The 21,542-nt window shown below is 73.0% G+C and carries 20 protein-coding genes; 7 read left to right on the top strand and 13 right to left on the bottom strand.

Annotation, left to right across the window (positions count from 1 at the left end):
• Nucleotides 1-527: 527 nt before the first annotated feature.
• Nucleotides 528-1,538 carry a tryptophan--tRNA ligase gene (gene trpS / locus ACZ67M_RS23540; protein ID WP_385803340.1) on the top strand — a complete coding sequence of 337 codons (1,011 nt, stop codon included), beginning with the start codon at nt 528-530 and terminating at the stop codon, nt 1,536-1,538.
• On the opposite strand, the gene ACZ67M_RS23535 is transcribed toward trpS, so the two are convergent.
• Nucleotides 1,493-2,497 (bottom strand): GlxA family transcriptional regulator, encoded by a 1,005-nt coding sequence (locus tag ACZ67M_RS23535; protein WP_385803342.1) that lies wholly within the window; start codon nt 2,495-2,497, stop codon nt 1,493-1,495. The genes trpS and ACZ67M_RS23535 overlap by 46 nt on opposite strands.
• Before the next feature lie 74 nt (nt 2,498-2,571).
• Between ACZ67M_RS23535 and ACZ67M_RS23530 the strand changes: the two genes are divergently transcribed.
• Nucleotides 2,572-3,156: a cysteine hydrolase family protein gene (locus tag ACZ67M_RS23530; protein WP_361362015.1), complete on the top strand. Its 585-nt coding sequence runs from the start codon at nt 2,572-2,574 to the stop codon at nt 3,154-3,156.
• 5 nt (nt 3,157-3,161) lie between these two features.
• Here ACZ67M_RS23530 and proC read toward each other — a convergent pair whose 3' ends face one another.
• From proC to ACZ67M_RS23500, 6 genes are all read right to left on the bottom strand, one after another.
• A complete protein-coding gene (gene proC / locus ACZ67M_RS23525; protein WP_469852582.1) occupies nt 3,162-3,974 on the bottom strand; it encodes a pyrroline-5-carboxylate reductase in 813 nt (270 codons plus the stop codon).
• Nucleotides 3,975-4,205: 231 nt separating this feature from the next.
• Nucleotides 4,206-4,997 (bottom strand): ABC transporter permease, encoded by a 792-nt coding sequence (locus ACZ67M_RS23520; RefSeq protein WP_392011887.1) that lies wholly within the window; start codon nt 4,995-4,997, stop codon nt 4,206-4,208.
• Nucleotides 4,994-5,806: an ABC transporter ATP-binding protein gene (locus ACZ67M_RS23515; RefSeq protein WP_469852580.1), complete on the bottom strand. Its 813-nt coding sequence runs from the start codon at nt 5,804-5,806 to the stop codon at nt 4,994-4,996. The genes ACZ67M_RS23520 and ACZ67M_RS23515 overlap by 4 nt, the downstream gene beginning before the upstream one ends.
• 32 nt (nt 5,807-5,838) lie before the next feature.
• A complete protein-coding gene (locus ACZ67M_RS23510) occupies nt 5,839-6,636 on the bottom strand; it encodes a class I SAM-dependent methyltransferase (RefSeq protein WP_469852578.1) in 798 nt (265 codons plus the stop codon).
• Between the two features lie 36 nt (nt 6,637-6,672).
• Complete coding sequence (locus ACZ67M_RS23505; RefSeq protein WP_469852576.1) at nt 6,673-7,185, bottom strand: EamA/RhaT family transporter; 513 nt, start codon at nt 7,183-7,185, stop codon at nt 6,673-6,675.
• 43 nt (nt 7,186-7,228) lie between these two features.
• Nucleotides 7,229-7,558 (bottom strand): SH3 domain-containing protein, encoded by a 330-nt coding sequence (locus ACZ67M_RS23500; RefSeq protein ID WP_385803348.1) that lies wholly within the window; start codon nt 7,556-7,558, stop codon nt 7,229-7,231.
• A gap of 182 nt (nt 7,559-7,740) precedes the next feature.
• On the opposite strand from ACZ67M_RS23500, the gene ACZ67M_RS23495 reads away from it, so the two are divergent.
• Entirely contained in the window at nt 7,741-9,849 is a 2,109-nt protein-coding gene (locus ACZ67M_RS23495; RefSeq protein ID WP_392237565.1) for a serine/threonine-protein kinase, read from the top strand.
• Between the two features lie 18 nt (nt 9,850-9,867).
• On the opposite strand, the gene ilvD is transcribed toward ACZ67M_RS23495, so the two are convergent.
• The 4 genes from ilvD to ACZ67M_RS23475 form a co-directional block, all read right to left on the bottom strand.
• Entirely contained in the window at nt 9,868-11,721 is a 1,854-nt protein-coding gene (gene ilvD, locus ACZ67M_RS23490) for a dihydroxy-acid dehydratase (RefSeq protein WP_361361999.1), read from the bottom strand.
• A 122-nt stretch (nt 11,722-11,843) separates the two neighbouring features.
• The gene (locus ACZ67M_RS23485; RefSeq protein WP_161326600.1) at nt 11,844-12,455 is read right to left on the bottom strand and encodes a TetR/AcrR family transcriptional regulator; all 612 of its coding nucleotides are present in this window, start codon (nt 12,453-12,455) and stop codon (nt 11,844-11,846) included.
• The gene (locus tag ACZ67M_RS23480) at nt 12,452-13,297 is read right to left on the bottom strand and encodes a sugar phosphate isomerase/epimerase family protein (RefSeq protein ID WP_361361997.1); all 846 of its coding nucleotides are present in this window, start codon (nt 13,295-13,297) and stop codon (nt 12,452-12,454) included. The genes ACZ67M_RS23485 and ACZ67M_RS23480 overlap by 4 nt, the downstream gene beginning before the upstream one ends.
• A gap of 154 nt (nt 13,298-13,451) precedes the next feature.
• Complete coding sequence (locus ACZ67M_RS23475) at nt 13,452-14,384, bottom strand: Ppx/GppA family phosphatase (RefSeq protein ID WP_361361995.1); 933 nt, start codon at nt 14,382-14,384, stop codon at nt 13,452-13,454.
• 71 nt (nt 14,385-14,455) lie between these two features.
• Here ACZ67M_RS23475 and ACZ67M_RS23470 point away from each other — a divergent pair, with 71 nt between their 5' ends.
• Nucleotides 14,456-15,268, top strand: coding sequence for a DUF3109 family protein (locus tag ACZ67M_RS23470; RefSeq protein ID WP_361361993.1), 813 nt, complete (start codon nt 14,456-14,458; stop codon nt 15,266-15,268).
• 28 nt (nt 15,269-15,296) lie between these two features.
• Here ACZ67M_RS23470 and ACZ67M_RS23465 read toward each other — a convergent pair whose 3' ends face one another.
• Nucleotides 15,297-17,048 carry a BACON domain-containing protein gene (locus tag ACZ67M_RS23465; protein ID WP_469852572.1) on the bottom strand — a complete coding sequence of 584 codons (1,752 nt, stop codon included), beginning with the start codon at nt 17,046-17,048 and terminating at the stop codon, nt 15,297-15,299.
• Nucleotides 17,049-17,223: 175 nt separating this feature from the next.
• Between ACZ67M_RS23465 and radA the strand changes: the two genes are divergently transcribed.
• Nucleotides 17,224-18,633 (top strand): DNA repair protein RadA, encoded by a 1,410-nt coding sequence (radA, locus tag ACZ67M_RS23460; RefSeq protein ID WP_392011869.1) that lies wholly within the window; start codon nt 17,224-17,226, stop codon nt 18,631-18,633.
• Nucleotides 18,634-18,714: 81 nt separating this feature from the next.
• A complete protein-coding gene (disA, locus tag ACZ67M_RS23455) occupies nt 18,715-19,839 on the top strand; it encodes a DNA integrity scanning diadenylate cyclase DisA (RefSeq protein WP_073726741.1) in 1,125 nt (374 codons plus the stop codon).
• A gap of 25 nt (nt 19,840-19,864) precedes the next feature.
• On the opposite strand, the gene ACZ67M_RS23450 is transcribed toward disA, so the two are convergent.
• Nucleotides 19,865-20,707, bottom strand: coding sequence for a hypothetical protein (locus tag ACZ67M_RS23450; protein WP_469852571.1), 843 nt, complete (start codon nt 20,705-20,707; stop codon nt 19,865-19,867).
• A gap of 175 nt (nt 20,708-20,882) precedes the next feature.
• Between ACZ67M_RS23450 and ACZ67M_RS23445 the strand changes: the two genes are divergently transcribed.
• A complete protein-coding gene (locus ACZ67M_RS23445; RefSeq protein WP_469852570.1) occupies nt 20,883-21,527 on the top strand; it encodes a phosphatase PAP2 family protein in 645 nt (214 codons plus the stop codon).
• Nucleotides 21,528-21,542 lie beyond the last annotated feature (15 nt).

Genomic DNA, 21,542 nt, shown 5'->3' with positions numbered 1-21,542 from the left:
AGGTTCTCGCTTTCGCGTTTCCCTTTCCGGCGGTTCCGACTGTATCAGATCCTTTCGGGCTCTGATTCCCCGTCAGAGGGGGTTGTCTTCCCGGCCCTCGGGCCGTTCCGACGAGGTGAGACTCTAGCGGATTCCCCGGCTCCCGAGCTAATCGGGGGCCGCGTCCTTTCGAACGTGGATTCCTCATTCCGTAAATACGCGCACCAACAGAGCGACTGTTCGTCGAAGAGTGGTGTGTACCTGCGGAATCGCTGTCCGGGGACCGACCGGAGTCGGCGCTCACGTCGGACAACTCGGAGAACACTACGAGCGCGCGTCGGACGTGTCAAATCCGGGTCGGGGCGGCAGTCGCGGGCGTACTGTGGGGCTCGTGACGACGCGTACGTGTAGCCAGCTCTGGTGGGCCGCCTGACGGCGGCCGTACGCACGTTTGCACTCAACGGCCGCCGCTTCGGCGGCCGTTCTCGTATCTCCCTCCAGGAGGGGCGGCCGGCGGGTGGCGGCGGCCCTGACCAGGAGGTGGAGAGATGACGCGGGTCTTCAGTGGGGTCAAGCCGACGGGGCACCTGACGCTGGGGAACTACCTGGGAGCCATGCGGCAGTGGGCCGCGGTGGACCAGCACCGGTCCGACGCGCTGTTCTGCGTGGTGGACCTGCACGCGCTGACCGTGGACCACGATCCGGCGCGGGTGCGCAGACTGAGCCGGCAGGCGGCGTCGCTGTTGCTGGCGGCGGGGCTGGACCCCGGCCTGTGCACCGTGTTCGTGCAGAGCCATGTGGACGAGCACGCCCGGCTGTCGTACGTACTGGAGTGCGTCGCGACCGACGGGGAGATGCGGCGGATGATCCAGTACAAGGAGAAGGCCGCGCGGGAGCGGGTGCGGGGCGGGAGTGTGCGGCTGTCGCTGCTGACGTATCCCGTGCTGATGGCGGCGGACATCCTGGCGTACGGGACGGACGAGGTGCCGGTCGGGCACGACCAGACGCAGCACGTGGAGCTGGCGCGGGATCTCGCGGTGCGGTTCAACCAGCGGTACGGGCACACGTTCGTGGTACCGCGGGCCACGAATCCGGCGGTGGCGGCCCGGGTGATGAATTTGCAGGAGCCGGCCTCGAAGATGGGGAAGAGCGACGACGTCGGGCCCGGGATCGTCTATCTGCTGGACGAGCCGGACGTGGTGCGGAAGAAGGTCATGCGGGCGGTGACCGACAGCGGGCGCGAGGTCGTGTACGACCGGGAGGAGCGGCCCGGGCTCGCGAACCTGCTGGAGATCCTCGCCGCCTGCGCGGGTGGCGAACCGGCGGAGCTGGCTGAGGCGTACGACTCGTACGGCGCGCTGAAGAAGGACACCGCGGAGGCCGTGGTCGAGGTGCTGCGGCCCGTGCGGCGGCGGCATCAGGAGCTGTGCGCCGATCCCGGTTACGTCGAGGGGGTGCTGCGGGAGGGCGCGGAGAAGGCGCGGGGCATGGCCCGGCCGACCGTGGACGCGGCCTACCGGGCGATCGGGCTGTTGCCGCCCGTGAACGCGGACCGGTAGGCGCGGGGGCTGGTGGCGAGGCGCGAGGCGAAGTGCTGGCGCATCGTGACCTCGCTGCCGAAGCCCGCCCGGCGGGCGACCTCGGGCATGGGCAGGTCGGTGCGTTCGAGGAGTCGCTGGGCGGCCGCGACGCGCTGGTCGAGGAGCCAGCGCAGGGGGGTGGTGCCGGTCTCGGCCGTGAAGTGACGGGCGAAGGAGCGCGGCGACATGTCGGCGCGGGCGGCCAGGTCGGCGACCGTGAGCGGCTCGTGCAGGTGGCGCAGGGCGTGTTCGCGGACGGCGGCGAGGGTGTCGGCGTCGCGGTCGGCCCGGGGTGTTGGCCGCTCGATGAACTGGGCCTGGGTGCCGGTGCGGAACGGGGCGGTGACCATCGAGCGGGCGATGGTGGCGGCGGCTTCGGCGCCGTGGGCCAGGCGGACCAGGTGGAGGCAGAGGTCGATGCCGGCCGCCGTGCCGGCGGCGGTCCAGATGTTGTCGTCCTCGATGAAGAGGGCGTCGGGGACCACGGTGACGCGGGGGTGGTGGGTCCGCAGGAGGTCGATCAGCCGCCAGTGGGTGATGGCGCGGCGGTCGTCGAGCAGGCCGGCCTGGGCGAGGGTGAAGGCGCCGCCGCACAGGGCGGCGACGGTGGTGCCGCGGGCGTGGGCACGGCGGAGGGCGTCGAGGACGGGGGCGGGCGCCGGGGTGAGGTGGTCGTCGAGGCCCGGGACCACGACGAGGTCGGCGCTGTCCAGCCAGCCGAGGGCGCGGTCGGGGTGGAGGGCGAGGCCGCCGCGCATCGGGACGGGGTCCGCGCGGTCGGCGGCGACCCGGCGCAGGTCGAAGGCGGGGGCGCCGCGGTCGGTGCGGTCGGTGCCCCAGACCTCGGTGATGACGGAGACGTCGAAGGCCCTGATGCCGGGGAAGGCCACGAGGGCCACGCGGTAGGGCCGGGGCGGGGCCGTGGCTTCGGGTGCCATGGGTGGCAGTAAACCATCGATCGGTGGCTTTTCGACCTCTGGGGTGCGGTGCTGCCGGGCGGCACGATCGGGGCATGGACATCGCTCGGAACGCAGCACTGGTCGTCGTGGACGTACAGCAGGGATTCGAGGAGGTCGGCTACTGGGGCACGCGCAACAATCCGTCGGCGGACGACAACATCGCCGCGCTCATCGACGGGTGGCAGGCGAGCGGGCGGCCGGTCGTGTTCGTGCGGCACGACTCGGTCACGCCCGGGTCGCCGTTGCGGGCCGGGTACGAGGGCAACGGGTTCAAGGAGTACGTCGAGCGGCGGCGCGGCAAGGGCGGCGGGGCCGAGCTGCTGGTGACCAAGAGTGTGAACTCGGCGTTCCTCGGGGCGCCGGATCTGGGGGCCTGGCTGCGAGACGCGGGGATCTCGCAGATCGTGGTGGCCGGGATCCAGACGAACATGTGCGTCGAGACGACGGCACGGATGGGCGGGAACCTCGGGTACGAGGTCGTGGTCGCCTTCGACGCGACGTACACCTTCGGACTCGAGGGTCCCTTCGGCTGGCGGCAGAGCGCGGACGAGCTGGCGCGGGCGACGGCGGTGTCGCTGCACGGGGGCGGGTTCGCCCGGGTGGTGACGACCGAGGAGGTGCTGCGCGCGGCGGAGTGAGCCCGTCAGTCCTTGGTGCCGGTGGCCAGTTCGCGGCTGCGGTCGCGGGCCGCCTCCAGGGCGGCGATGAGGGCGGCGCGGACGCCGTGGCTCTCCAGTTCGCGGATGGCGTTGATGGTGGTGCCGGCGGGGGACGTGACGTTCTCGCGGAGTCTGACCGGGTGCTCGCCGCTGTCGCGAAGCATCTTCGCGGCTCCGATGGCGGACTGGACGATCAGGTCGTGGGCCTTGTCGCGGGGCAGGCCGAGGAGGATGCCGGCGTCGGTCATGGCTTCGACCAGGTAGAAGAAGTACGCCGGGCCGGAGCCGGAGAGGGCGGTGCAGGCGTCCTGCTGGGACTCGGGGACGCGGAGGGTCTTGCCGACGGCGCCGAAGATCTCCTCCGCGTGGGCGAGGTGGCCGGCGGTGGCGTGGGTGCCGGCGGAGATGACGGACATGGCCTCGTCGACGAGGGCGGGGGTGTTCGTCATGACGCGGACCACGGGGGTGCCGGTGGCGAGGCGCTCCTCGAAGAAGCCGGTCGGCACGCCCGCCGCGCCGCTGATGACCAGGCGGTCGGCGGGGACGTGCGGGGCGAGTTCGTCGAGGAGCGTGCCCATGTCCTGCGGCTTGACCGTGAGGATGAGGGTGTCGGCGGTCTTGGCGGCCTCGGCGTTGGTGACGGGGCTGACGCCGTAGCGGGTGCGCAGCTCGTCGGCGCGCTCCTGGCGGCGGGCGGTGACCAGGAGGTCGGCGGGTGCCCAGCCGGCTCCGATCATGCCGCTGAGCAGGGCTTCGCCGATCTTGCCGGTGCCGAGGACTGCGACTTTCTGGGTCATGGCTTTCGGTGCCCTCCGGGGTGCCCGCTGTGGTGCGTCGTCCGGTGTCATCCTCGCACCCACGGCGGCGGGCCGGGCTCTGCGTCCAGTCCGCGGGACGTCGGTGGTGGTGGCCGTCGAGTGGTTCTCGCCCCCGCCGCCCCTTCCCGTCCCGTCCCGTCCCTGGGGGCTGCGCCCCCAGACCCCCCTTTCGGCCTGACGGCCTCGTCCTCAAACGCGGGACGGGCTGAACTATGCCGTTCGGCGTTTCAATGTGGCCGCTCCCAGTGCCAGGACCAGGAGGGCGCAGCCCGCGACGATCAGGGCGTCGCGTACGAAGGCCGCGGTCATGTCGGTGTGGCGGAGGACCTCGTTCATGCCGTCGACGGCGTAGGACATGGGCAGGACGTCGGAGACGGCCTCCAGGGCGGGGTGCATGTCGTCGCGCGGAGTGAAGAGGCCGCAGAGGAGGAGCTGGGGGAAGATCACCGCCGGCATGAACTGCACCGCCTGGAACTCGGAGGCCGCGAAGGCCGAGACGAAGAGGCCGAGCGCGGTGCCGAGGAGGGCGTCGAGCAGGGCCACGAGGAGGAGCAGCCAGGGGCTGCCCGTGACGTCCAGGCCGAGGAACCAGACCGCGAGGCCGGTCGCGAGGGCCGACTGGACGATGGCGAGGGCGCCGAAGGCGAGGGCGTAGCCGGCGATGAGGTCGGCCTTGCCGAGCGGCATGGCGAGGAGGCGTTCGAGGGTGCCGGAGGTGCGCTCGCGCAGGGTGGCGATGGACGTCACCAGGAACATCGTGATCAGCGGGAAGATCCCGAGGAGTGAGGCGCCGATGTTGTCGAAGGTGCGCGGGCTGCCGTCGAAGACGTAGCGGAGCAGGAACAGCATCACGCAGGGGATCAGGAGCAGGAGCGCGATGGTGCGGGGGTCGTGGCCGAGCTGGCGCAGGACGCGGGTGGCGGTGGCGGTGGTGCGGGTGAGGCTCAGGGTGCGGGTGGGGGCCGGGGTGAGGGTGGGCGCGGGGGCGGCGGAGGTGGTCATGGGGTGGTCTCCTTCGTGCGGGCGGCCGTGGTGGCCTCGTCGACCAGGTGCAGGAAGGCTTCCTCGACGGTCTCGGAGCCGGTGCGGGTGCGCAGGGCGTCGGGGGTGTCGTCGGCGAGGATGCGGCCCTCGCGCATGAGGAGGAGGCGGTGGCAGCGCTCGGCCTCGTCCATGACGTGGGAGGAGACGAGGAGGGTGGTGCCGCGGCCGGCGGCGAGGGAGTGGAAGAGGGCCCACAGGTCGCGGCGGAGGACGGGGTCGAGGCCGACCGTCGGTTCGTCGAGGACCAGGAGTTCGGGGGCGCCGAGCAGGGCGACGGCGAGGGAGACGCGGCTGCGCTGGCCGCCGGAGAGGTTGCCGGCGAGGGCGTCGGCGTGGGCGGTGAGGTCGACCTCGGCGACGACGCGGGTGACGTCGTCGCGGCGGCGGTCGGCCAGGGCGCGGCCGGGGGCGAGGATCGCGGCGAAGTAGTCGAGGTTCTGGCGGACGGTCAGGTCGTCGAAGACGGAGGGGGCCTGGGTGACGTAGCCGATGCGGGTGCGCAGGGCGGGGTGGCCGGCCGGGCGGCCCAGGACGTCGAGGGTGCCGGTGGCCTTGGCCTGGGTGCCGGCGATGGTGCGCATGAGGGTCGACTTGCCGCAGCCGGAGGGGCCGAGGAGGCCGGTGATCCCGCCGCGCGGGACGGTGAAGCCGAGGGCGCGCAGGACGGTGCGGGGGCCGCGGACGACGGTGAGGTCCTCGGCGCGGACGGCGGGCGGGGCGGGGTCGCCGCCTTCCGTTCCGGGTGGCCGGGAGGCGTAATTCATCATGTGATGAATACTCCTCCCGGTCGCCCGTGCCGTCAAGCCTCCGGAGTCTTCGCGAGGAGGAGCCGGACGTCGTAGGTCTCCTCGACGGTCCCGTCCGGGAAGGCGGCCAGGAGGTGGCGGCGCTCCTCGGCGAGGAAGGCCGCGCCGTGTGCCGCGCCGTGGGTGAGGAAGACCGAGTGGCTGCCGAGGTTGGCCAGGTGGGTGTCGAGGGGGACGCGGCGGCTCCAGCGGATGTCGCGGCGGGTGAAGGCGAGGCTGTCGGTGGGGTCGGCGGCGCGGGCGTCGACGTTGCGCCTCTCGGCGGAGACGTCGATGTCGAAGTGGCTCTCTATGCGCCGGGCGGCCGCCGCGATCCACGGGACGTCGAGGGCGTCGGTGTTCCACCACAGCGCGAGCGCGCCGCCCGGACGCAGCACGCGCAGCGCCTCCGGGATCGCCAGGGCGGGGTCGGTCCAGTGCCAGGCCTGGGCGTAGGTGAGGAAGTCGGCGTGGTGGCCGGCGAGGGGCAGGGCGTTGCCGTCGCCCCGGACGATCGGCACGTCGGGGAGGGTGCGGCGGAACTCGGCGGCCATGCCGGCGCCGGGCTCCACGGCGGTCACGTCGGCACCGCGCCCGTGCAGCAGCGCGGTGGCGATGCCCGTACCGGCGCCGACGTCCACGACGCGGGAGCCCTTCAGGGGGCGGCCGGCCAGCTCCTCCAGGGCGTCGAGGAGGGCGGCCGGGTACGAGGGGCGGTTGGCGGCGTACTGGGCCGCGGCGGCGTTGAAGGAGTGGGCGCGGACGCCGCGGTCGGACGGGGCGGCTTCCCCGGGAGTCACGGGTGTCGTCATACGGCCATGGTGGCCGCGTTCCCGCTGGGTTAAGCCCTACTTGCGGCGGCGCTTCTTCGGGTTGCCCGAGCGGCGGGTGGTGCGCTTCTCGTACTCCGTGCGGGCCTTCTCGTACTCCTCGCGGTGCAGTTTCTCGCCGGGGGCCTCGGCGAGGGTGCGGAAGAAATAGGCGAGGAGGGAGCCGACGAAGCCGATGGCGAGCAGGCCGCGCATCTGGGCCTGGCGGTCGGGGTCGGGACGGCCGGTGAAGCCGGACCAGCTGTGGCGGAAGGCCAGGGCGCTGCAGATCGCGAACATCACGACCATCAGCAGCGAGACGAAGCTGCCGATGTCGGCGATCCGGAGGCCGTCGTAGGCGATGCGGAGCACGAAGCAGGCGGCGGCCGCCGCGGCGAGGGAGCCCACGGCGAGGCCCGCCCGCCGGGCGCCGTAGCCGCCGTCGTGGTTCACCCAGGTCGTCCCGTAGAACCGGAGGGGTTCGGGGCGGGGGCCGGGCGTGGAGCCCGCGGGGGTCTCCGGGATGCCGTTCTTGCCGTTCTCTGCGCTCACGGGTCGATTATGGCGCCGGGGGTGCCGCGGGCTCCGGGTGGGATCAGCAGCGTGGGGCGACGTACCCGTCGGTGCCGGTGCGCACGTAGGCGTCGGAGACGTACTGGCCGCTGCCGATGCTGTCCCAGATGTTCGAGGTGCCGTACGGGCCGGAGACCCGGGTGCCCGGGGTCTGGCAGCCGATCGAGACGCTGGCGCCCTCGGGCAGGGTGCGCACGATCGTGTAGCCGGTGCCGGGGCCGCTGCGGACGTTGAGCCGGTAGCCCGGTGCGACCGGGTAGCTGCGCCGGGCCGCGGCCGTCGTGGTCGGGGCGGCCGGCGCCGCCTTCCCGGCCTCGCCGTCCCCTACGGCCGGAATCTGGTCGACAGACATGGAAATCCTCCCCCGTTGTGCCCCACGACGCTCGTGGGGCCCCGTTGATACCCCAAGAACAAGCCATGAAACACCAGTTCGCAACTCGCACACGCGGGTCGGCCCGCCGCCTCTGTCCCGTACGCCCCATCGACTAGGCTCCGAGCGTCGCTCGCGCGAACGAACAGCACGGGGGTGGATCCATGGCGCCGCAGCGGAACGCCGGAGCGGGCGCGGAAGCGGAACTTCCGGAGTACGCCGGTCACTACCTGTTGGAGTCGTGCCTGGGCTCCGGCGGCATGGGCGTCGTCCACCTGGCCCGCGGCACCTCCGGGATGCGGGTCGCGGTGAAGGTCGTACACGCCTCGTATGCCAAGGATCCCGAGTTCAGGGGGCGTTTCCGGCAGGAGGTGGCGGCGGCCCGGCGGGTCAGCGGAGCCTTCACGGCGCCCGTCGTGGACGCCGATCCGGAGGCCGGGCGGCCCTGGATGGCCACGCTCTACATCCCCGGGCCCACGCTCTCCGAGCAGGTGAAGCGGAACGGGCCCATGGACGAGGCCCAGTTGCGCCGGCTGATGGCCGGGCTCGCCGAGGCGCTGCGGGACATCCACCGGGTCGGCGTCGTGCACCGGGACCTGAAGCCGAGCAACGTGCTGCTCGCCGAGGACGGCCCGAAGGTCATCGACTTCGGCATTTCCCGGCCGAAGGACAGCGAACTGCGCACCGAGACCGGCAAGTTGATCGGGACGCCGCCGTTCATGGCGCCCGAGCAGTTCCGGCGGCCCCGGGACGTGGGGCCCGCGGCCGACGTGTTCGCCCTCGGCTCGCTGATGGTGCACGCGGCGACCGGGCGGGGGCCCTTCGACTCCGACAGTCCGTACGTCGTCGCCTATCAGGTCGTGCACGACGAGCCCGACCTGACCGGCGTGCCGGAGACGCTGGCGGCGCTGGTGCTGCGGTGCCTCGCCAAGGAGCCCGAGGACCGGCCCACGCCGGACGAGCTGATGCGGCAGTTGCGGTCGGTGTCGGCGGAGTACGACACGCAGGTGTTCATACCGGCGCAGCGGGAGGCGAAGCCGCCTGCCCCGGCGCCCGCCGAGGCACCCGACGCGCCCGCCGGGCCGGCCGCGCGGCGGCTGGGGAGGCGGGCGGCGCTGGTGGCCGGTGCGCTCTGCCTCACCGTGCTCGGCGGGTTCGTCTCGGTCCAGGCGTTCGGCGACGGCGAACCCGCGCCCAGGACGTCCGCCGCACAGAGCACGCCGGGTGCCTTCGGAGCGTGGGAGACGGCCTCCGCCGGGAAGAGCGGTGGCATGCCCCAGTGCTCGTACGCGGAGCGGCGGCTGCTGTGCGCGCGGCCCGGCCAGGTCTTCGCCGTCGATCCGGCCGACGGCGGCATCCTGTGGCGGCACGCCGTCGAGGAGACCGTGCGCGATGAACCGCCGGTCCTGTCGGGCGGGCTCGTGCAGCCCGAGGTCGGTCTGCTGGGCCGCCCGCTGGAGGCGCTCGACCCGGCCACCGGCGAGCCGGCGTGGGAGGAGGACATGCCCGCGTACGACGGACTGCGGTGCGTCGGCGACATGCTCCTGCTCACCCGCGCCGACGGAATGGTCACCGGCGTGGACAGCACCTCCGGGCGGACCCGTTGGTCGCACCGGATCCCCGGTCAGTCCGTGCCGTACTTCACCTCGTTCCCCGGGGAGCGGCGGCCGGCGGCGTACGCGACGAGCGAGTCGGCGGACGGGAGCCGCACCCGGGTCACCGCGGTGGACCCGGCCGGCGGTGACGTGCGGTGGGAGGCGGAGCTGGAGGGATCGCTGGCGCTAGTGGGCGCGGCGGAGGGGTCCGTGTACCTCGTCCCCGAAGAAGCGACCCACGGCGACGCGAGGGCCGTGGTCCGCTACACGCCCGCCACCGGGGAGACCCGCCGGGTGGACCTGCCGATACCGGTCGAGCTGGCGACGGTCGGCGTGTACGGGGACACCGTGCACCTCGCGGGAGCGGGCGGTTCGGTGGTGGCCGTCGACATGGCGGCCGGGAAGCAGAAGTGGCGGCTGGAGACCGGGGTGAGCCGAAGTTCGGCACCCGTCTCCGACGGCCGGCACGTGTACGTCACCGCGCCCGACGGGCGGCTCCTCGCTGTCGACGCCCGCGAAGGCAAGCTCCTCGGCCAGACCCGGACGCGGCTCGGCGACGACTCCGACCGGGTCCCCGCGTCGCTGCCCGCGCCGCTGGTCGCGGGCGGCCACGTCTACGCCGCCGCGCCCGACGGGACCGTGTTCGGCGTGGACGGGCGGGACCCCGCCGCCTGGTGAGCGGGGCCCCGGGCGAGGTCAGCCCAGCTTGGACACGTCGCGGACCGCGCCCTTGTCCGCGCTGGTCGCCATCGCGGCGTACGCCCTGAGGGCCGCGGAGACCTTGCGGTCGCGGTTCTTCGGGGCGTACACGCCGTTCAGGGCCTGGTCGCGGCGGGCCAGTTCGGCGTCGTCCACGAGCAGTTCGATGGAGCGGTTCGGGATGTCGATGCGGACGCGGTCGCCGTCCTCGACGAGGGCGATCGTGCCGCCGGCCGCCGCCTCCGGGGAGGCGTGGCCGATGGACAGGCCCGAGGTGCCGCCGGAGAAGCGGCCGTCGGTGACCAGGGCGCAGGCCTTGCCGAGGCCGCGGCCCTTCAGGTACGAGGTCGGGTAGAGCATCTCCTGCATGCCGGGGCCGCCCTTGGGGCCCTCGTAGCGGATGACGACGACGTCGCCCTCCTTGACCTGCTGGGTGAGGATCTTCTGGACGGCCTCCTCCTGCGACTCGCAGACCACCGCAGGACCCTCGAAGGTCCAGATGGACTCGTCGACGCCGGCCGTCTTGACCACGCAGCCGTCCGCGGCGAGGTTGCCGCGCAGCACCGCGAGGCCCCCGTCCTTGGAGTAGGCGTGCTCGACGGAGCGGATGCAGCCGCCCTCGGCGTCGTCGTCCAGGGAGTCCCAGCGCTCGGACTGGGAGAAGGCCTCGGCGGAGCGCTTGCAGCCGGGGGCCGCGTGCCACAGTTCCACGGCCTCCTGCGAGGGGGAGCCGCCGCGCACGTCCCAGGTCTTCAGCCAGTCGGCCAGCGAGGGGCTGTGCACGGAGTGGACGTCCTCGTTGAGCAGGCCGCCGCGGTGCAGCTCGCCGAGGAGGGCGGGGATGCCGCCCGCGCGGTGCACGTCCTCCATGTAGTACGTGCGGTCCTTGGCGACGTTGGGCGCGACCTTGGCCAGGCAGGGGACGCTGCGCGAGAGGGCGTCCATCTCGGCGAGGCCGTAGGAGACCTCCGCCTCCTGGGCGGCGGCCAGCAGGTGCAGGATCGTGTTGGTGGAGCCGCCCATCGCGATGTCCAGCGCCATGGCGTTCCCGAAGGCCGCGGGGGTGGCGATGTTGCGCGGCAGGACCGAGTCGTCGTCCTGCTCGTAGTAGCGGCGGGTCAGGTCGAGGACCGTGCGGGCGGCGTTCTCGTAGAGCGCCTTGCGGGCGGTGTGGGTGGCCAGGACCGAGCCGTTGCCGGGGAGGGAGAGGCCGATGGCCTCGGTCAGGCAGTTCATCGAGTTGGCGGTGAACATGCCGGAGCAGGAGCCGCAGGTCGGACAGGCGTTCTCCTCGATCCGGAGGATGTCCTCGTCCGAGATCTTGTCGTTGACCGCCTCCGACATCGCGTCGACCAGGTCCAGCGTGCGGACCGTGCCGTCCACCAGGGTGGCGCGGCCGGACTCCATCGGGCCGCCGGAGACGAAGACCGTCGGGATGTTCAGGCGCAGCGCCGCGTTGAGCATGCCCGGGGTGATCTTGTCGCAGTTGGAGATGCAGATCAGGGCGTCGGCGCAGTGGGCCTCCACCATGTACTCCACGCTGTCCGCGATCAGGTCGCGGGAGGGGAGCGAGTAGAGCATGCCGCCGTGGCCCATGGCGATGCCGTCGTCCACGGCGATCGTGTTGAACTCGCGCGGGATGCCGCCGGCCGCGACGACCGCCTCGCTGACGATGCGGCCGACCGGGGCGAGGTGCGTGTGGCCCGGCACGAACTCCGTGAAGCTGTTGGCGACGGCGATGATCGGCTTCCGCCCGATGTCCGCGCCGGGTACACCGGAGGCACGCATAAGGGCGCGGGCGCCCGCCATGTTGCGGCCGTGGGTGACTGTGCGGGACCTCAGTTCGGGCATCGTCGCTCGCTCCTTCGGAGAGTTATGACTGCCGTCGAGCGTACGCCCGTCATCCAGGGGTCGGGACAGGGCGTCCGGAATGCGGGACGCCCGTCTCGCGCGCGGAGGGCCGGGCCGAGGGCTCAGGGGCCCGTGAGGTGGCCCTGTACGACCGGGGCGAGCCGCGCGACGATCTGCTCCGGGTCGGCGGAGGCCAGCGGCTCCACCTTGATCACGTAGCGGAGCATCGCGCACCCCACCAGCTGCGCCGCCGCCAGTTCGACGCGGAGTTCCGCGTCCGGGGCGTCCAGGCGGGCGGCGACCCGCTGCATCACCTGCGTGGCGATCAGCCGGCGGAAGACGGCGGCGGCGGTGTCGTTGTTCACCGCGGAGCGGACGATGGCCAGCACCGGCTTGCGGGTCGTGGGGTTCTCCCAGACGCCGATGATGAAGCGGGTGAGCTGCTCGCCCACCCCGTCGAGGGGAGCGTCGACGATCGCGGCCGGTGCCTCCAGGGCGGGTGCGAAGGCGACCTCGATCGCCGCCTCGAAGATCTGCTCCTTGGTCCCGAAGTAGTGGTGGACGAGGGCCGCGTCCACCCCGGCGGCCTTGGCGATGCCCCTGACGGACGTCTTCTCGTAGCCGTGCTCGGAGAACTCCTCGCGGGCCGTGGTGAGGATGCGGTCGCGCGTGCCGGCGGACTCCGTGCGCGGCGGGCGGCCGCGGCGGCGGGTGGTCCCGCCGGTCCCGCTCACCGGCGGTGCGCCTTCGTCGCGGAGGCCGGGGACGCCGACGCCAGGTGCAGGCGGGCGAAGGCCAGGGCCTCGGCGAGATCGGCCTCACGTTCGGCACCTGACATCGCGCGCCGGGTGTTGACCTCGATGACGACATGGCCGTCGAAGCCGGTGTTCGCGAGCCCTTCCAGCAGCTCGGCGCAGGGCTGGTCGCCCCGGCCGGGGACCAGGTGCTCGTCCTTGGCGGAGCCCTTGCCGTCGGCGAGGTGGACGTGGCCCAGGCGGTCGCCCATGCGGCCGACCATGTCGAGGGCGTCGGTGCGGGAGGTCGAGGCGTGGCTGAGGTCGATCGTGAAGTGGCGGTAGTCGTCCTTCGTCACGTCCCAGTCGGGGGCGTACGCCTGCATCTCGCGGTCGCGGTAGCGCCAGGGGTACATGTTCTCGACGGCGAAGCGGATGTCCGTCTCGTCCGCCATCCGCCAGATGCCGCTGACGAAGTCCCGCGCGTACTGGCGCTGCCAGCGGAACGGCGGGTGGACCACCACGGTGCTCGCGCCGAGCCGCTCGGCGGCCGCGCGGGCGCGCTGGAGCTTGACCCAGGGGTCGGTGGACCAGACGCGCTGGGTGATGAGCAGGCACGGCGCGTGCACGGCCAGTATCGGCATGCGGTGGTAGTCGCTGAGTCTGCGCAGCGCGTCGATGTCCTGGCTGACCGGATCCGTCCAGACCATCACCTCGACGCCGTCGTAGCCGAGGCGTGCGGCGATCTCGAAGGCCGTCGCCGTCGACTCCGGGTAGACGGATGCCGTCGACAGGGCGACCTTCGCGTCCGGGATTCGGACTGCGTCCCTGGGTTTTGCCACGGGGGTCAGGTTACGGGGTGCGGGTTGGGGGGTGTGGTCCGCCCGATCGCCGTTGTGGTGAGTGCCATAGGGCGGGTGCGGGAGCGTCGTGGTTGCTCGCGCACCCGCGGCGGAGCCGCGCATCGATACAGCCCCGCGCCCCTTTCGGGGCGCGTCATGGCTGGACCATGTGGTCCAGGCGCCTCAGGATCACGCCCTCGCGCAGGGCCCACGGGCAGATTTCCAGGTTCTCCACGCGGAAGAGGTCCATCGCCGCCTCGGCGACCAGGGCGCCGGCCAGGAGCTGGTTCGCGCGGCCCTCGGAGACGCCGGGGAGTTCGGCGCGCTCGGCGGCGGTCATGGCGGCCAGGCGGGGGACCCATGCCTCCAGGGAGGCCCGTTTCAGCTCGCGCTGGACGTAGAGGCCCTCTGCGGAGCGGGCGGCGCCCGCGATGCGGGCCAGCTGCCGGAAGGTCTTGGACGTGGCGACCACGTGGTCGGGCGTGCCGGAGCGGCTGAACTCGCCGACCGTCCGGGCGATCTCCGTACGGACGTGCCGGCGCAGCGCCCTGACGGCGTCCGGGTCGGGCGGGTCGCCGGGCAGCCAGCCGGCCGTGAGGCGGCCCGCGCCCAGCGGCAGCGACGCGGCCGTGTCCGGCTCCTCGTCCATGCCGTAGGCGATCTCCAGGGAGCCGCCGCCGATGTCCAGGACCAGCAGCTTGCCCGCGGACCAGCCGAACCAGCGGCGGACGGCGAGGAAGGTGAGCCGCGCCTCCTCCGCGCCGCTGAGCACCGTCAGCTCGACGCCCGTCTCGGCCCGCACCCGGGCGAGGACGTCGTCGGCGTTGGTCGCCTCGCGCACGGCGGAGGTGGCGAACGGGAGGATCTCCTCGACGCCCTTGTCCTCCGCCGCCTGAAGCGCGTCGAGGACGACCGCGACCAGCTTGTCGACTCCTTCGGGGCCGATGGCGCCGTCCTCGTCGAGGAGCTGGGCGAGGCGGAGGTCCACCTTGTGCGAGTGGGCGGGCAGGGGGCGGGCGCCGGGGTGCGCGTCCACCACCAGCAGGTGCACCGTGTTCGAACCCACGTCGAGGACACCGAGTCTCATGTACGGAACGCTACTGCCAGCGGGGCGGGCGGCGGTGCCGTCATCCGCCTCCGGCGTCTTACCCTGGAGCCGTGCCAAAGACGAAAAAGGCGAAGGCTGAAAAGTCGGCCAAGAAGGACAAGAGGCGCGTAATGGGCGACGAGAAGGGGCTTGACTTCGCCCGGGCGTGGGTGGAGTTCCCCGATCCGGCGGACGACGAGCAGGTCTTCCGGTGCGACCTGACATGGCTGACCTCCCGCTGGAACTGCATCTTCGGCAGCGGCTGCCAGGGCATCCAGGCCGGCCGCGCGGACGACGGGTGCTGCTCGCTGGGCGCGCACTTCTCCGACGAGGACGACGAGAAGCGCGTCGCCGAGCACGTGGCGCGGCTCACGCCGGACATCTGGCAGCACCACGCCGAGGGCACGCGGGACGGCTGGACCTCCGAGGACGAGGAGGGCTCCCGGCAGACCCGTCCCTTCCAGGGCTCGTGCATCTTCCAGAACCGGCCCGGTTTCGCCGGGGGCGCGGGCTGCTCGCTGCACATCCTGGCCCTGAAGGAGGGGCGGGAGCCGCTGGAGACCAAGCCGGACGTGTGCTGGCAGCTGCCGGTGCGGCGGACGTACGAGTGGATCGACCGGCCCGACGACACGCGCGTGCTCCAGGTGTCGATCGGTGAGTACGACCGCCGCGGCTGGGGTCCCGGCGGGCACGACCTGCACTGGTGGTGCACCTCGGCGACCTCGGCGCACGGCGCGGGCGACCCGGTGTACGTCTCGTACCGGCCCGAGCTGATCGAACTGATGGGCAAGGCGGGTTACGACCGGCTGGTCGAGCTGTGCGAGGAGCGGCTGGCCTCGCAGTTGCCGCTGGTGGCGCCGCATCCGGCGGATCCCGCTCGCTGAGTACCGCGTACGCCGCGCCTTTCCGGTCCTAGGAGGTGGACGGCCCCGGTTCGCCGGTGTCGTCCGGCAGAGGGGAGGAGCCGGTGCCGCCCGTCGGGGAGGGGCCGGTCGGCGTCGGGTCCGGGTCGGACGGGGAGGGTGACGGGTCCTCGGTGGGCGTCGGGTCCGGGTCGGGCTGCGAGGCCGACGGAGACGGGTCCGGGCCCGGGTCGGACGGGGACGGCGAGTGGTCCGGAGTGCTGGGGCGCGGGCGCGGGCCCGGGTGGGAGGGGCCGGGCGCGGTGCCGTAACCCTTGATCGTGACGACGGCGCCGGCGGGCGACACCGCCACGCGGGCGGTCCAATGGCCGGACGGCTCGCGCAGGTGGTCGACGTGCACCCGGATCGTGCGGGACTCGCCGGGGCGCAGGGTGCCGGAGGAGTGGCTCAGGTAGAGCCAGGACGCGCCGACGGAGGCGGACCAGCGGACCGGGGCGTCGCCGGTGGCGGTCAGGGTGACCAGCGTGGTGTCGCCGTCGTGGCCGGCCGTGACGCTCAGCGCGCTCTTCTCGCCGGCGCCGGAGACGCTGACGACCTCCACGGAGACGTCGGCCTCGCCGTTCTTGCCGAAGCCGGCGCCGGGGGTGGTGCTGGCGTTGCCCGCGTTCTCGTAGCCGCCGCCGGTGGAGTCGCCGTCCAGGCCGTCGGGGCCCTGTGCCTCGCTGGCGCTGGACGAGCGGCCGTCCTCGCCCTCCACGACGGGGGTGCCGCGGTAGGCCGCCCACAGGGCGAGCACGGGCGCCGCGACGACGGTGGCGACGACCGTGGTGGTGACGGCACGCGCGCGCAGCCGGTCCCGGCGGGCGGCGCGGTCCTTGGGGTCCATGGGGAAGCCGCGGCGGTCGAAGCGGGGGGCCGCGATCCGGGCTCGCGGGACGTGCGCCATGGCGACGTGCAGCGCGGTGCGGGGGGCCCCCAGGACGGGGAGTTCGGCCGGAGTGACGCTGGTGCCGGGCCAGCGGCCGGGGATCGCGCGCTCCGCCGTGCGGCGGCAGCGGGGGCAGTCGTCCACGTGCCGGACCAGTTCGCGGCGCAGGGCGGCGCTGAGCACGTACCGGTTGTCGCCGGTGAGGCGGGCCACGCCGGTGCAGGTGCCGGTCTCCACGACGGCCAGGGCGGCGCGGGTGCGTTCGACCTCGCAGGCGGCGGAGGCGAGGAGTTCCCGGGTGGCGGCCAGGTCCATGCCGAGGACCGCGGCGACCTCGTGCGGGGCCAGGCGGTGGCGGACGGCGAGTTCCAGGGCCTCGCGCTGCTCGGGGGTGGTGCCGGCGGCCTCCGGCCAGGCGAGCCGGGCGAGTTCGCCGCGGTGGCGCTGCCGGGTCTTGTCGTCGCTGGTGTCGGTGGCCGTCGCCTCGGTGGTGCTGTCGCTCGTGCTCGTGCCGGCGGAGCGGCCCGCGGCATGACTGCTCTGACGTTTCTGCTTGGCCTCGGTCAGCCTGCGGAGGCAGGCCCAGCGGGCCAGGGCGTACAGCCACGCCCTGCGGTCCTGGGCGGAACCGGGGCCGCGGTTGCCGCGGCGCTGGGCGAGCGCCAGGACGTCGCCCAGGGCGGCGGTCGCGGCGGTGTGGTCGCAGAGCACGGACAGGCAGTACGTGAACAGGCCGTCCAGATACGCGTCGTACGCGGCGTGGCGGGCGGGCGGCCGCTGCGCCAGGGAACGCGCCGCGGCGCGGTCACGCGCCTCCCGGTGCGCTCGGTGTGCGCCGGTCGTGCGGGTCGTGGTCTCCGGACTGCTCCTCATCACTCGGCGACCGTAGGGGGCCATGGGTGGCGCGAACTGGCGCGTTGGGCACTTTTAATCCGTACGGGTGAAACGATCCCTCATAAGGGGACAGGAGGCGGTTGTTCCGGGGGGTGGGGTGCCTCCGTGACCGCGCCCGCGTCGGGGTGTCAGTGGGGGCCGTTACGGTTCGTGCATGGCTGCCCGTGCGAAGTCCACCAAGGAACGGCCGTCCTTCCGCTGCACCGAGTGCGGCTGGCAGACGGCCAAATGGCTCGGCCGCTGTCCCGAGTGCCAGGCCTGGGGCACCGTCGAGGAGTACGGCGCGCCCGCCGTGCGGACGACCTCGCCGGGGCGCGTGACCACCTCCGCGGTGCCGATCGGGGAGGTCGACGGGCGGCAGGCGGCCGCGCGGTCGACGGGTGTGCCGGAGCTGGACCGGGTGCTGGGTGGCGGCCTGGTGCCCGGTGCCGTGGTGCTGGTCGCGGGTGAGCCCGGGGTCGGGAAGTCCACCCTGCTGCTGGACGTGGCGGCCAAGTCCGCGAGCGACGAGCACCGGACGCTGTACGTCACGGGTGAGGAGTCGGCGAGTCAGGTGCGGCTGCGGGCCGACCGGATCGACGCGATCGACGACCATCTCTACCTCGCCGCCGAGACCGACCTCGCGGCGGTGCTCGGGCATCTGGACGCGGTCAAGCCGTCGCTGCTGATCCTGGACTCCGTGCAGACCGTCGCCTCTCCCGAGATCGACGGCGCTCCCGGCGGCATGGCGCAGGTGCGGGAGGTGGCGGGCGCCCTGATCCGCGCCTCCAAGGAGCGCGGGATGTCCACCCTGCTCGTGGGGCACGTCACCAAGGACGGCGCCATCGCCGGGCCGCGGCTGCTGGAGCACCTGGTGGACGTGGTACTCCACTTCGAGGGCGACCGGCATGCGCGGCTGCGGCTGGTGCGGGGCGTCAAGAACCGGTACGGGACGACCGACGAGGTCGGCTGCTTCGAGCTGCACGACGAGGGGATCACCGGCCTCGCCGATCCCAGCGGGCTGTTCCTCACCCGGCGTGCCGAACCCGTGCCGGGCACCTGTCTGACCGTCACCCTGGAGGGCCGCCGGCCGCTGGTGGCCGAGGTGCAGGCGCTGACCGTGGACTCCCAGATCCCGTCGCCCCGGCGTACGACCTCGGGGCTGGAGACCTCCCGGGTGTCCATGATGCTGGCGGTGCTGGAGCAGCGCGGCCGGATCAGCGCCCTGGGGAAGCGGGACATCTACAGCGCGACGGTCGGGGGCGTGAAGCTGTCCGAGCCCGCCGCCGACCTCGCCGTCGCGCTCGCCCTGGCCAGTGCGGCCAGTGACACCCCGCTGCCCAAGAACCTCGTCGCGATCGGTGAGGTCGGCCTCGCCGGAGAGGTGAGACGGGTCACGGGCGTGCAGCGCCGGCTCTCCGAGGCGCACCGGCTGGGCTTCACGCACGCCCTGGTACCGGGCGACCCCGGCAGGGTTCCCGACGGCATGAAGGTCCTGGAAGTCGCGGACATAGGGGACGCCCTGCGGGTGCTTCCGCGCTCGCGTCGGCGAGACGCCCCACGGGAGGAGGAGGACCGCCGGTAGACTTTGCCCTGGTCTCGCCCGTCCGTACGACCGAGTGTGCGACGCGGGCGCACCAGAAGAACCTGCGACCGGAGGAGTGCAGTGGCAGCCAACGACCGGGCAGCAGCTCCCGGAAAGTCCGGTGGGAGTGCCGGTGCCGATGGCCTGATGCGCGCCTCGCTGAGCGCCGTGGCGCCCGGCACGCTGCTGCGGGACGGCCTGGAACGGGTCCTTCGCGGCAACACCGGCGGTCTGATGGTGCTGGGGTCGGACAAGACCGTCGAGTCGATGTGTACCGGCGGCTTCGTGCTGGACGTCGAGTTCACGGCGACCCGGCTGCGCGAGCTGTGCAAGCTCGACGGCGGGATCGTGCTCTCCTCGGACCTGTCGAAGATCCTGCGGGCGGGCGTGCAGCTGCTGCCCGACCCGACCATCCCGACCGAGGAGACCGGCACCCGGCACCGTACGGCGGACCGGGTGAGCAAGCAGGTCGGCTTCCCCGTCGTGTCCGTCTCGCAGTCCATGCGGCTCATCGCCCTCTATGTCGACGGGCAGCGGCGCGTCCTGGAGGACTCCGCGGCGATCCTGTCCCGGGCCAACCAGGCGCTGGCCACCCTGGAGCGCTACAAGCTCCGGCTCGACGAGGTCGCCGGCACGCTCTCCGCGCTGGAGATCGAGGACCTGGTGACCGTCCGGGACGTGTCGGCGGTCGCCCAGCGGCTGGAGATGGTGCGCCGGATCGCCACCGAGATCGCCGAGTACGTGGTGGAGCTGGGCACGGACGGACGGCTGCTGGCGCTCCAGCTGGACGAGTTGATCGCCGGCGTGGAGCCGGAGCGCGAGCTGGTCGTGCGGGACTACGTGCCCGAGCCGACCGCCAAGCGGTCCCGCACGGTCGACGAGGCGCTCGCCGAACTGGACAAGCTCAGCCATGCCGAGCTGCTCGAACTGTCCACGGTGGCCCGGGCGCTGGGGTACACCGGGTCTCCCGAGACGCTGGACTCGGCGGTGTCGCCGCGCGGGTTCCGGCTGCTGGCGAAGGTGCCGCGGCTGCCGGGCGCGATCATCGACCGGCTGGTGGAGCACTTCGGCGGCCTGCAGAAGCTGCTCGCCGCCAGCGTGGACGACCTCCAGACGGTGGACGGCGTCGGCGAGGCGCGGGCGCGCAGCGTGCGTGAGGGCCTGTCGCGGCTGGCGGAGTCGTCGATCCTCGAGCGGTACGTCTGACCCCGTAGGACCCCGCCTGCTCGCGTCAGTCGCTCTTCAGCACGAAGGATGTCCGGACCTTCTGGAAACCGGGCGCCTTGGCCTCCACCAGGTACGTCCCCGCCTTGGCCGAGCCCGCCGGGGGCGTACCGCACTCGGGGGCGCTCGGCTTGCGGTCCCACTTCACGGTGTAGGTGATGCCGCTGTTGGCGGCCACCCGGTACTGGAGGCTGGCCTTGCTCTTGTCCTCGACGCAGTCGTCCGAGGCCCAGTAGACGTCGTCGCCGCTGGCCGGGGTGATGGTGAACACCGCGTGTTCGGGGCCCAGATCGACCTTGCAGTCGCCGCCGGAGGTGTTCCGCGCGGTCAGTTCGAAGGCGGGGGTCTGTCCGGGCGTGTAGTTGTTGCGGACACTGCGCAGGCTGAACTTCACCGCGCCCGGAGTGCAGTTGGGCAGCGCCGAACCGCCCGGCAGTGCGTCTCCCGCGCCGACACCCGTCGCCGCGCCGCCCCCGGAGCCCCCGCCACCGGCGCTGCCGGGATTGCCGGCGTCCTCGCCGGAACCGGCGTCCTCGCCCGAGCCGTCCTCGCCGCCGCCGGAACCCGAACCCGACCCCGTACCACCGGAGTCCGCGCTTCCCGACTCGTCGCGGCCGCCCGGGGCCTCACTGATCGCGGGCCCGGACCCCGAGGGTCCCGGGGTGATCGAGGGGGCCGGATTCTTCCCGTCGGCTCCGTCGTCGCGCCCCTTGTCGCCGCCTCCGCCGCCGGAGACCACGATCCACGTGATCAGCAGCGCCAACAGGGCGAACAGGGACAGCAGTACGGCCCTCCGTCGCCAGTAGATGGAGGAGGGAAGCGGCCCGACCGGATTGCGCAGAGATCCCACGGCGCAAACTGTACGAGAGATCCGCGCGTTCCCCTGTCCCACCCGCCGTTCAGGCTCGCAACTTTTACGGATCATCATCCCGGAGACCGACCCCGCCCCCCTGCCGATCGTCAGGTGTCGGACGTGTCGATCGCAGGGTGTGACCGTTTCGAGCAGCCGCCTACCGTCCGTGAGCATGACCTTCGACGATGACGATCTCTACCGCGACATCACCGGCTTCGCCCAGGACGCCCCGACGTGGGTCCAGCACACGGCGGAGGTGGGTACTGAGGCGGGACTCCTGGTGTTCGGCGCACTGTTCGTCGTCGCCTGGTGGCGGTCGCGGCGCGGCGACCCACGGGCGTTCGCGATCGCGGTCCTTGCACCTGTGGCCACGGCTGTCGCGTACGTGTGCAGTGAACTGCTCAAGTCCGTTGTGGAGGAGGAGCGTCCGTGCCGGGCGGTCGCCGGGGCGGTGCCCTCGCTGGCGGAGTGCCCGCCGACCGGTGACTGGTCCTTCCCGAGCAACCACGCGACAATCGCGGGCGGTGCGGCCGTCGCCCTGGCCCTGGTCCGGTGGACCGCGGTCCGGTTGACGGCGCCGCTCGCCCTGCTGATGGCCTTCTCCCGGGTCTTCGTCGGCGTCCACTACCCGCACGACGTCGTCGCCGGGCTGCTGCTCGGCGCGGTCGCCGCCGCCGTGGCCGTGCGGCTCGGCATACGTCCGGCGACGCGGCTGGCCGAGGCGATGCGGGGCTCGTCGGCGCCGGTGGTGCGGTGGCTGACCGGGCCGGGTGCCGTGCCGCCGGGCGCGTACGCCGCCTCGCACCGGCGCCGTTGACGGGCGGGGAGGGAG

The organism is Streptomyces sp. NPDC107500, from assembly GCF_055582785.1.
This window is presented reverse-complemented; position numbering and strand designations above follow the sequence as displayed.

Excerpts from the sequence above, each read along its gene's own strand:
- ACZ67M_RS23495 (WP_392237565.1), top strand. The coding sequence starts at position 7,741 with ATGGCGCCGCAGCGGAACGCCGGAGCGGGCGCGGAAGCGGAACTTCCG.
- ACZ67M_RS23515 (WP_469852580.1), bottom strand. The coding sequence starts at position 5,806 with ATGATGAATTACGCCTCCCGGCCACCCGGAACGGAAGGCGGCGACCCC.
- ACZ67M_RS23510 (WP_469852578.1), bottom strand. The coding sequence starts at position 6,636 with ATGACGACACCCGTGACTCCCGGGGAAGCCGCCCCGTCCGACCGCGGC.
- ACZ67M_RS23520 (WP_392011887.1), bottom strand. The coding sequence starts at position 4,997 with ATGACCACCTCCGCCGCCCCCGCGCCCACCCTCACCCCGGCCCCCACC.
- ACZ67M_RS23445 (WP_469852570.1), top strand. The coding sequence starts at position 20,883 with ATGACCTTCGACGATGACGATCTCTACCGCGACATCACCGGCTTCGCC.
- ACZ67M_RS23465 (WP_469852572.1), bottom strand. The coding sequence starts at position 17,048 with ATGAGGAGCAGTCCGGAGACCACGACCCGCACGACCGGCGCACACCGA.
- trpS (WP_385803340.1), top strand. The coding sequence starts at position 528 with ATGACGCGGGTCTTCAGTGGGGTCAAGCCGACGGGGCACCTGACGCTG.
- ACZ67M_RS23500 (WP_385803348.1), bottom strand. The coding sequence starts at position 7,558 with ATGTCTGTCGACCAGATTCCGGCCGTAGGGGACGGCGAGGCCGGGAAG.
- ilvD (WP_361361999.1), bottom strand. The coding sequence starts at position 11,721 with ATGCCCGAACTGAGGTCCCGCACAGTCACCCACGGCCGCAACATGGCG.
- proC (WP_469852582.1), bottom strand. The coding sequence starts at position 3,974 with ATGACCCAGAAAGTCGCAGTCCTCGGCACCGGCAAGATCGGCGAAGCC.
- ACZ67M_RS23535 (WP_385803342.1), bottom strand. The coding sequence starts at position 2,497 with ATGGCACCCGAAGCCACGGCCCCGCCCCGGCCCTACCGCGTGGCCCTC.
- ACZ67M_RS23530 (WP_361362015.1), top strand. The coding sequence starts at position 2,572 with ATGGACATCGCTCGGAACGCAGCACTGGTCGTCGTGGACGTACAGCAG.
- radA (WP_392011869.1), top strand. The coding sequence starts at position 17,224 with ATGGCTGCCCGTGCGAAGTCCACCAAGGAACGGCCGTCCTTCCGCTGC.
- ACZ67M_RS23475 (WP_361361995.1), bottom strand. The coding sequence starts at position 14,384 with ATGAGACTCGGTGTCCTCGACGTGGGTTCGAACACGGTGCACCTGCTG.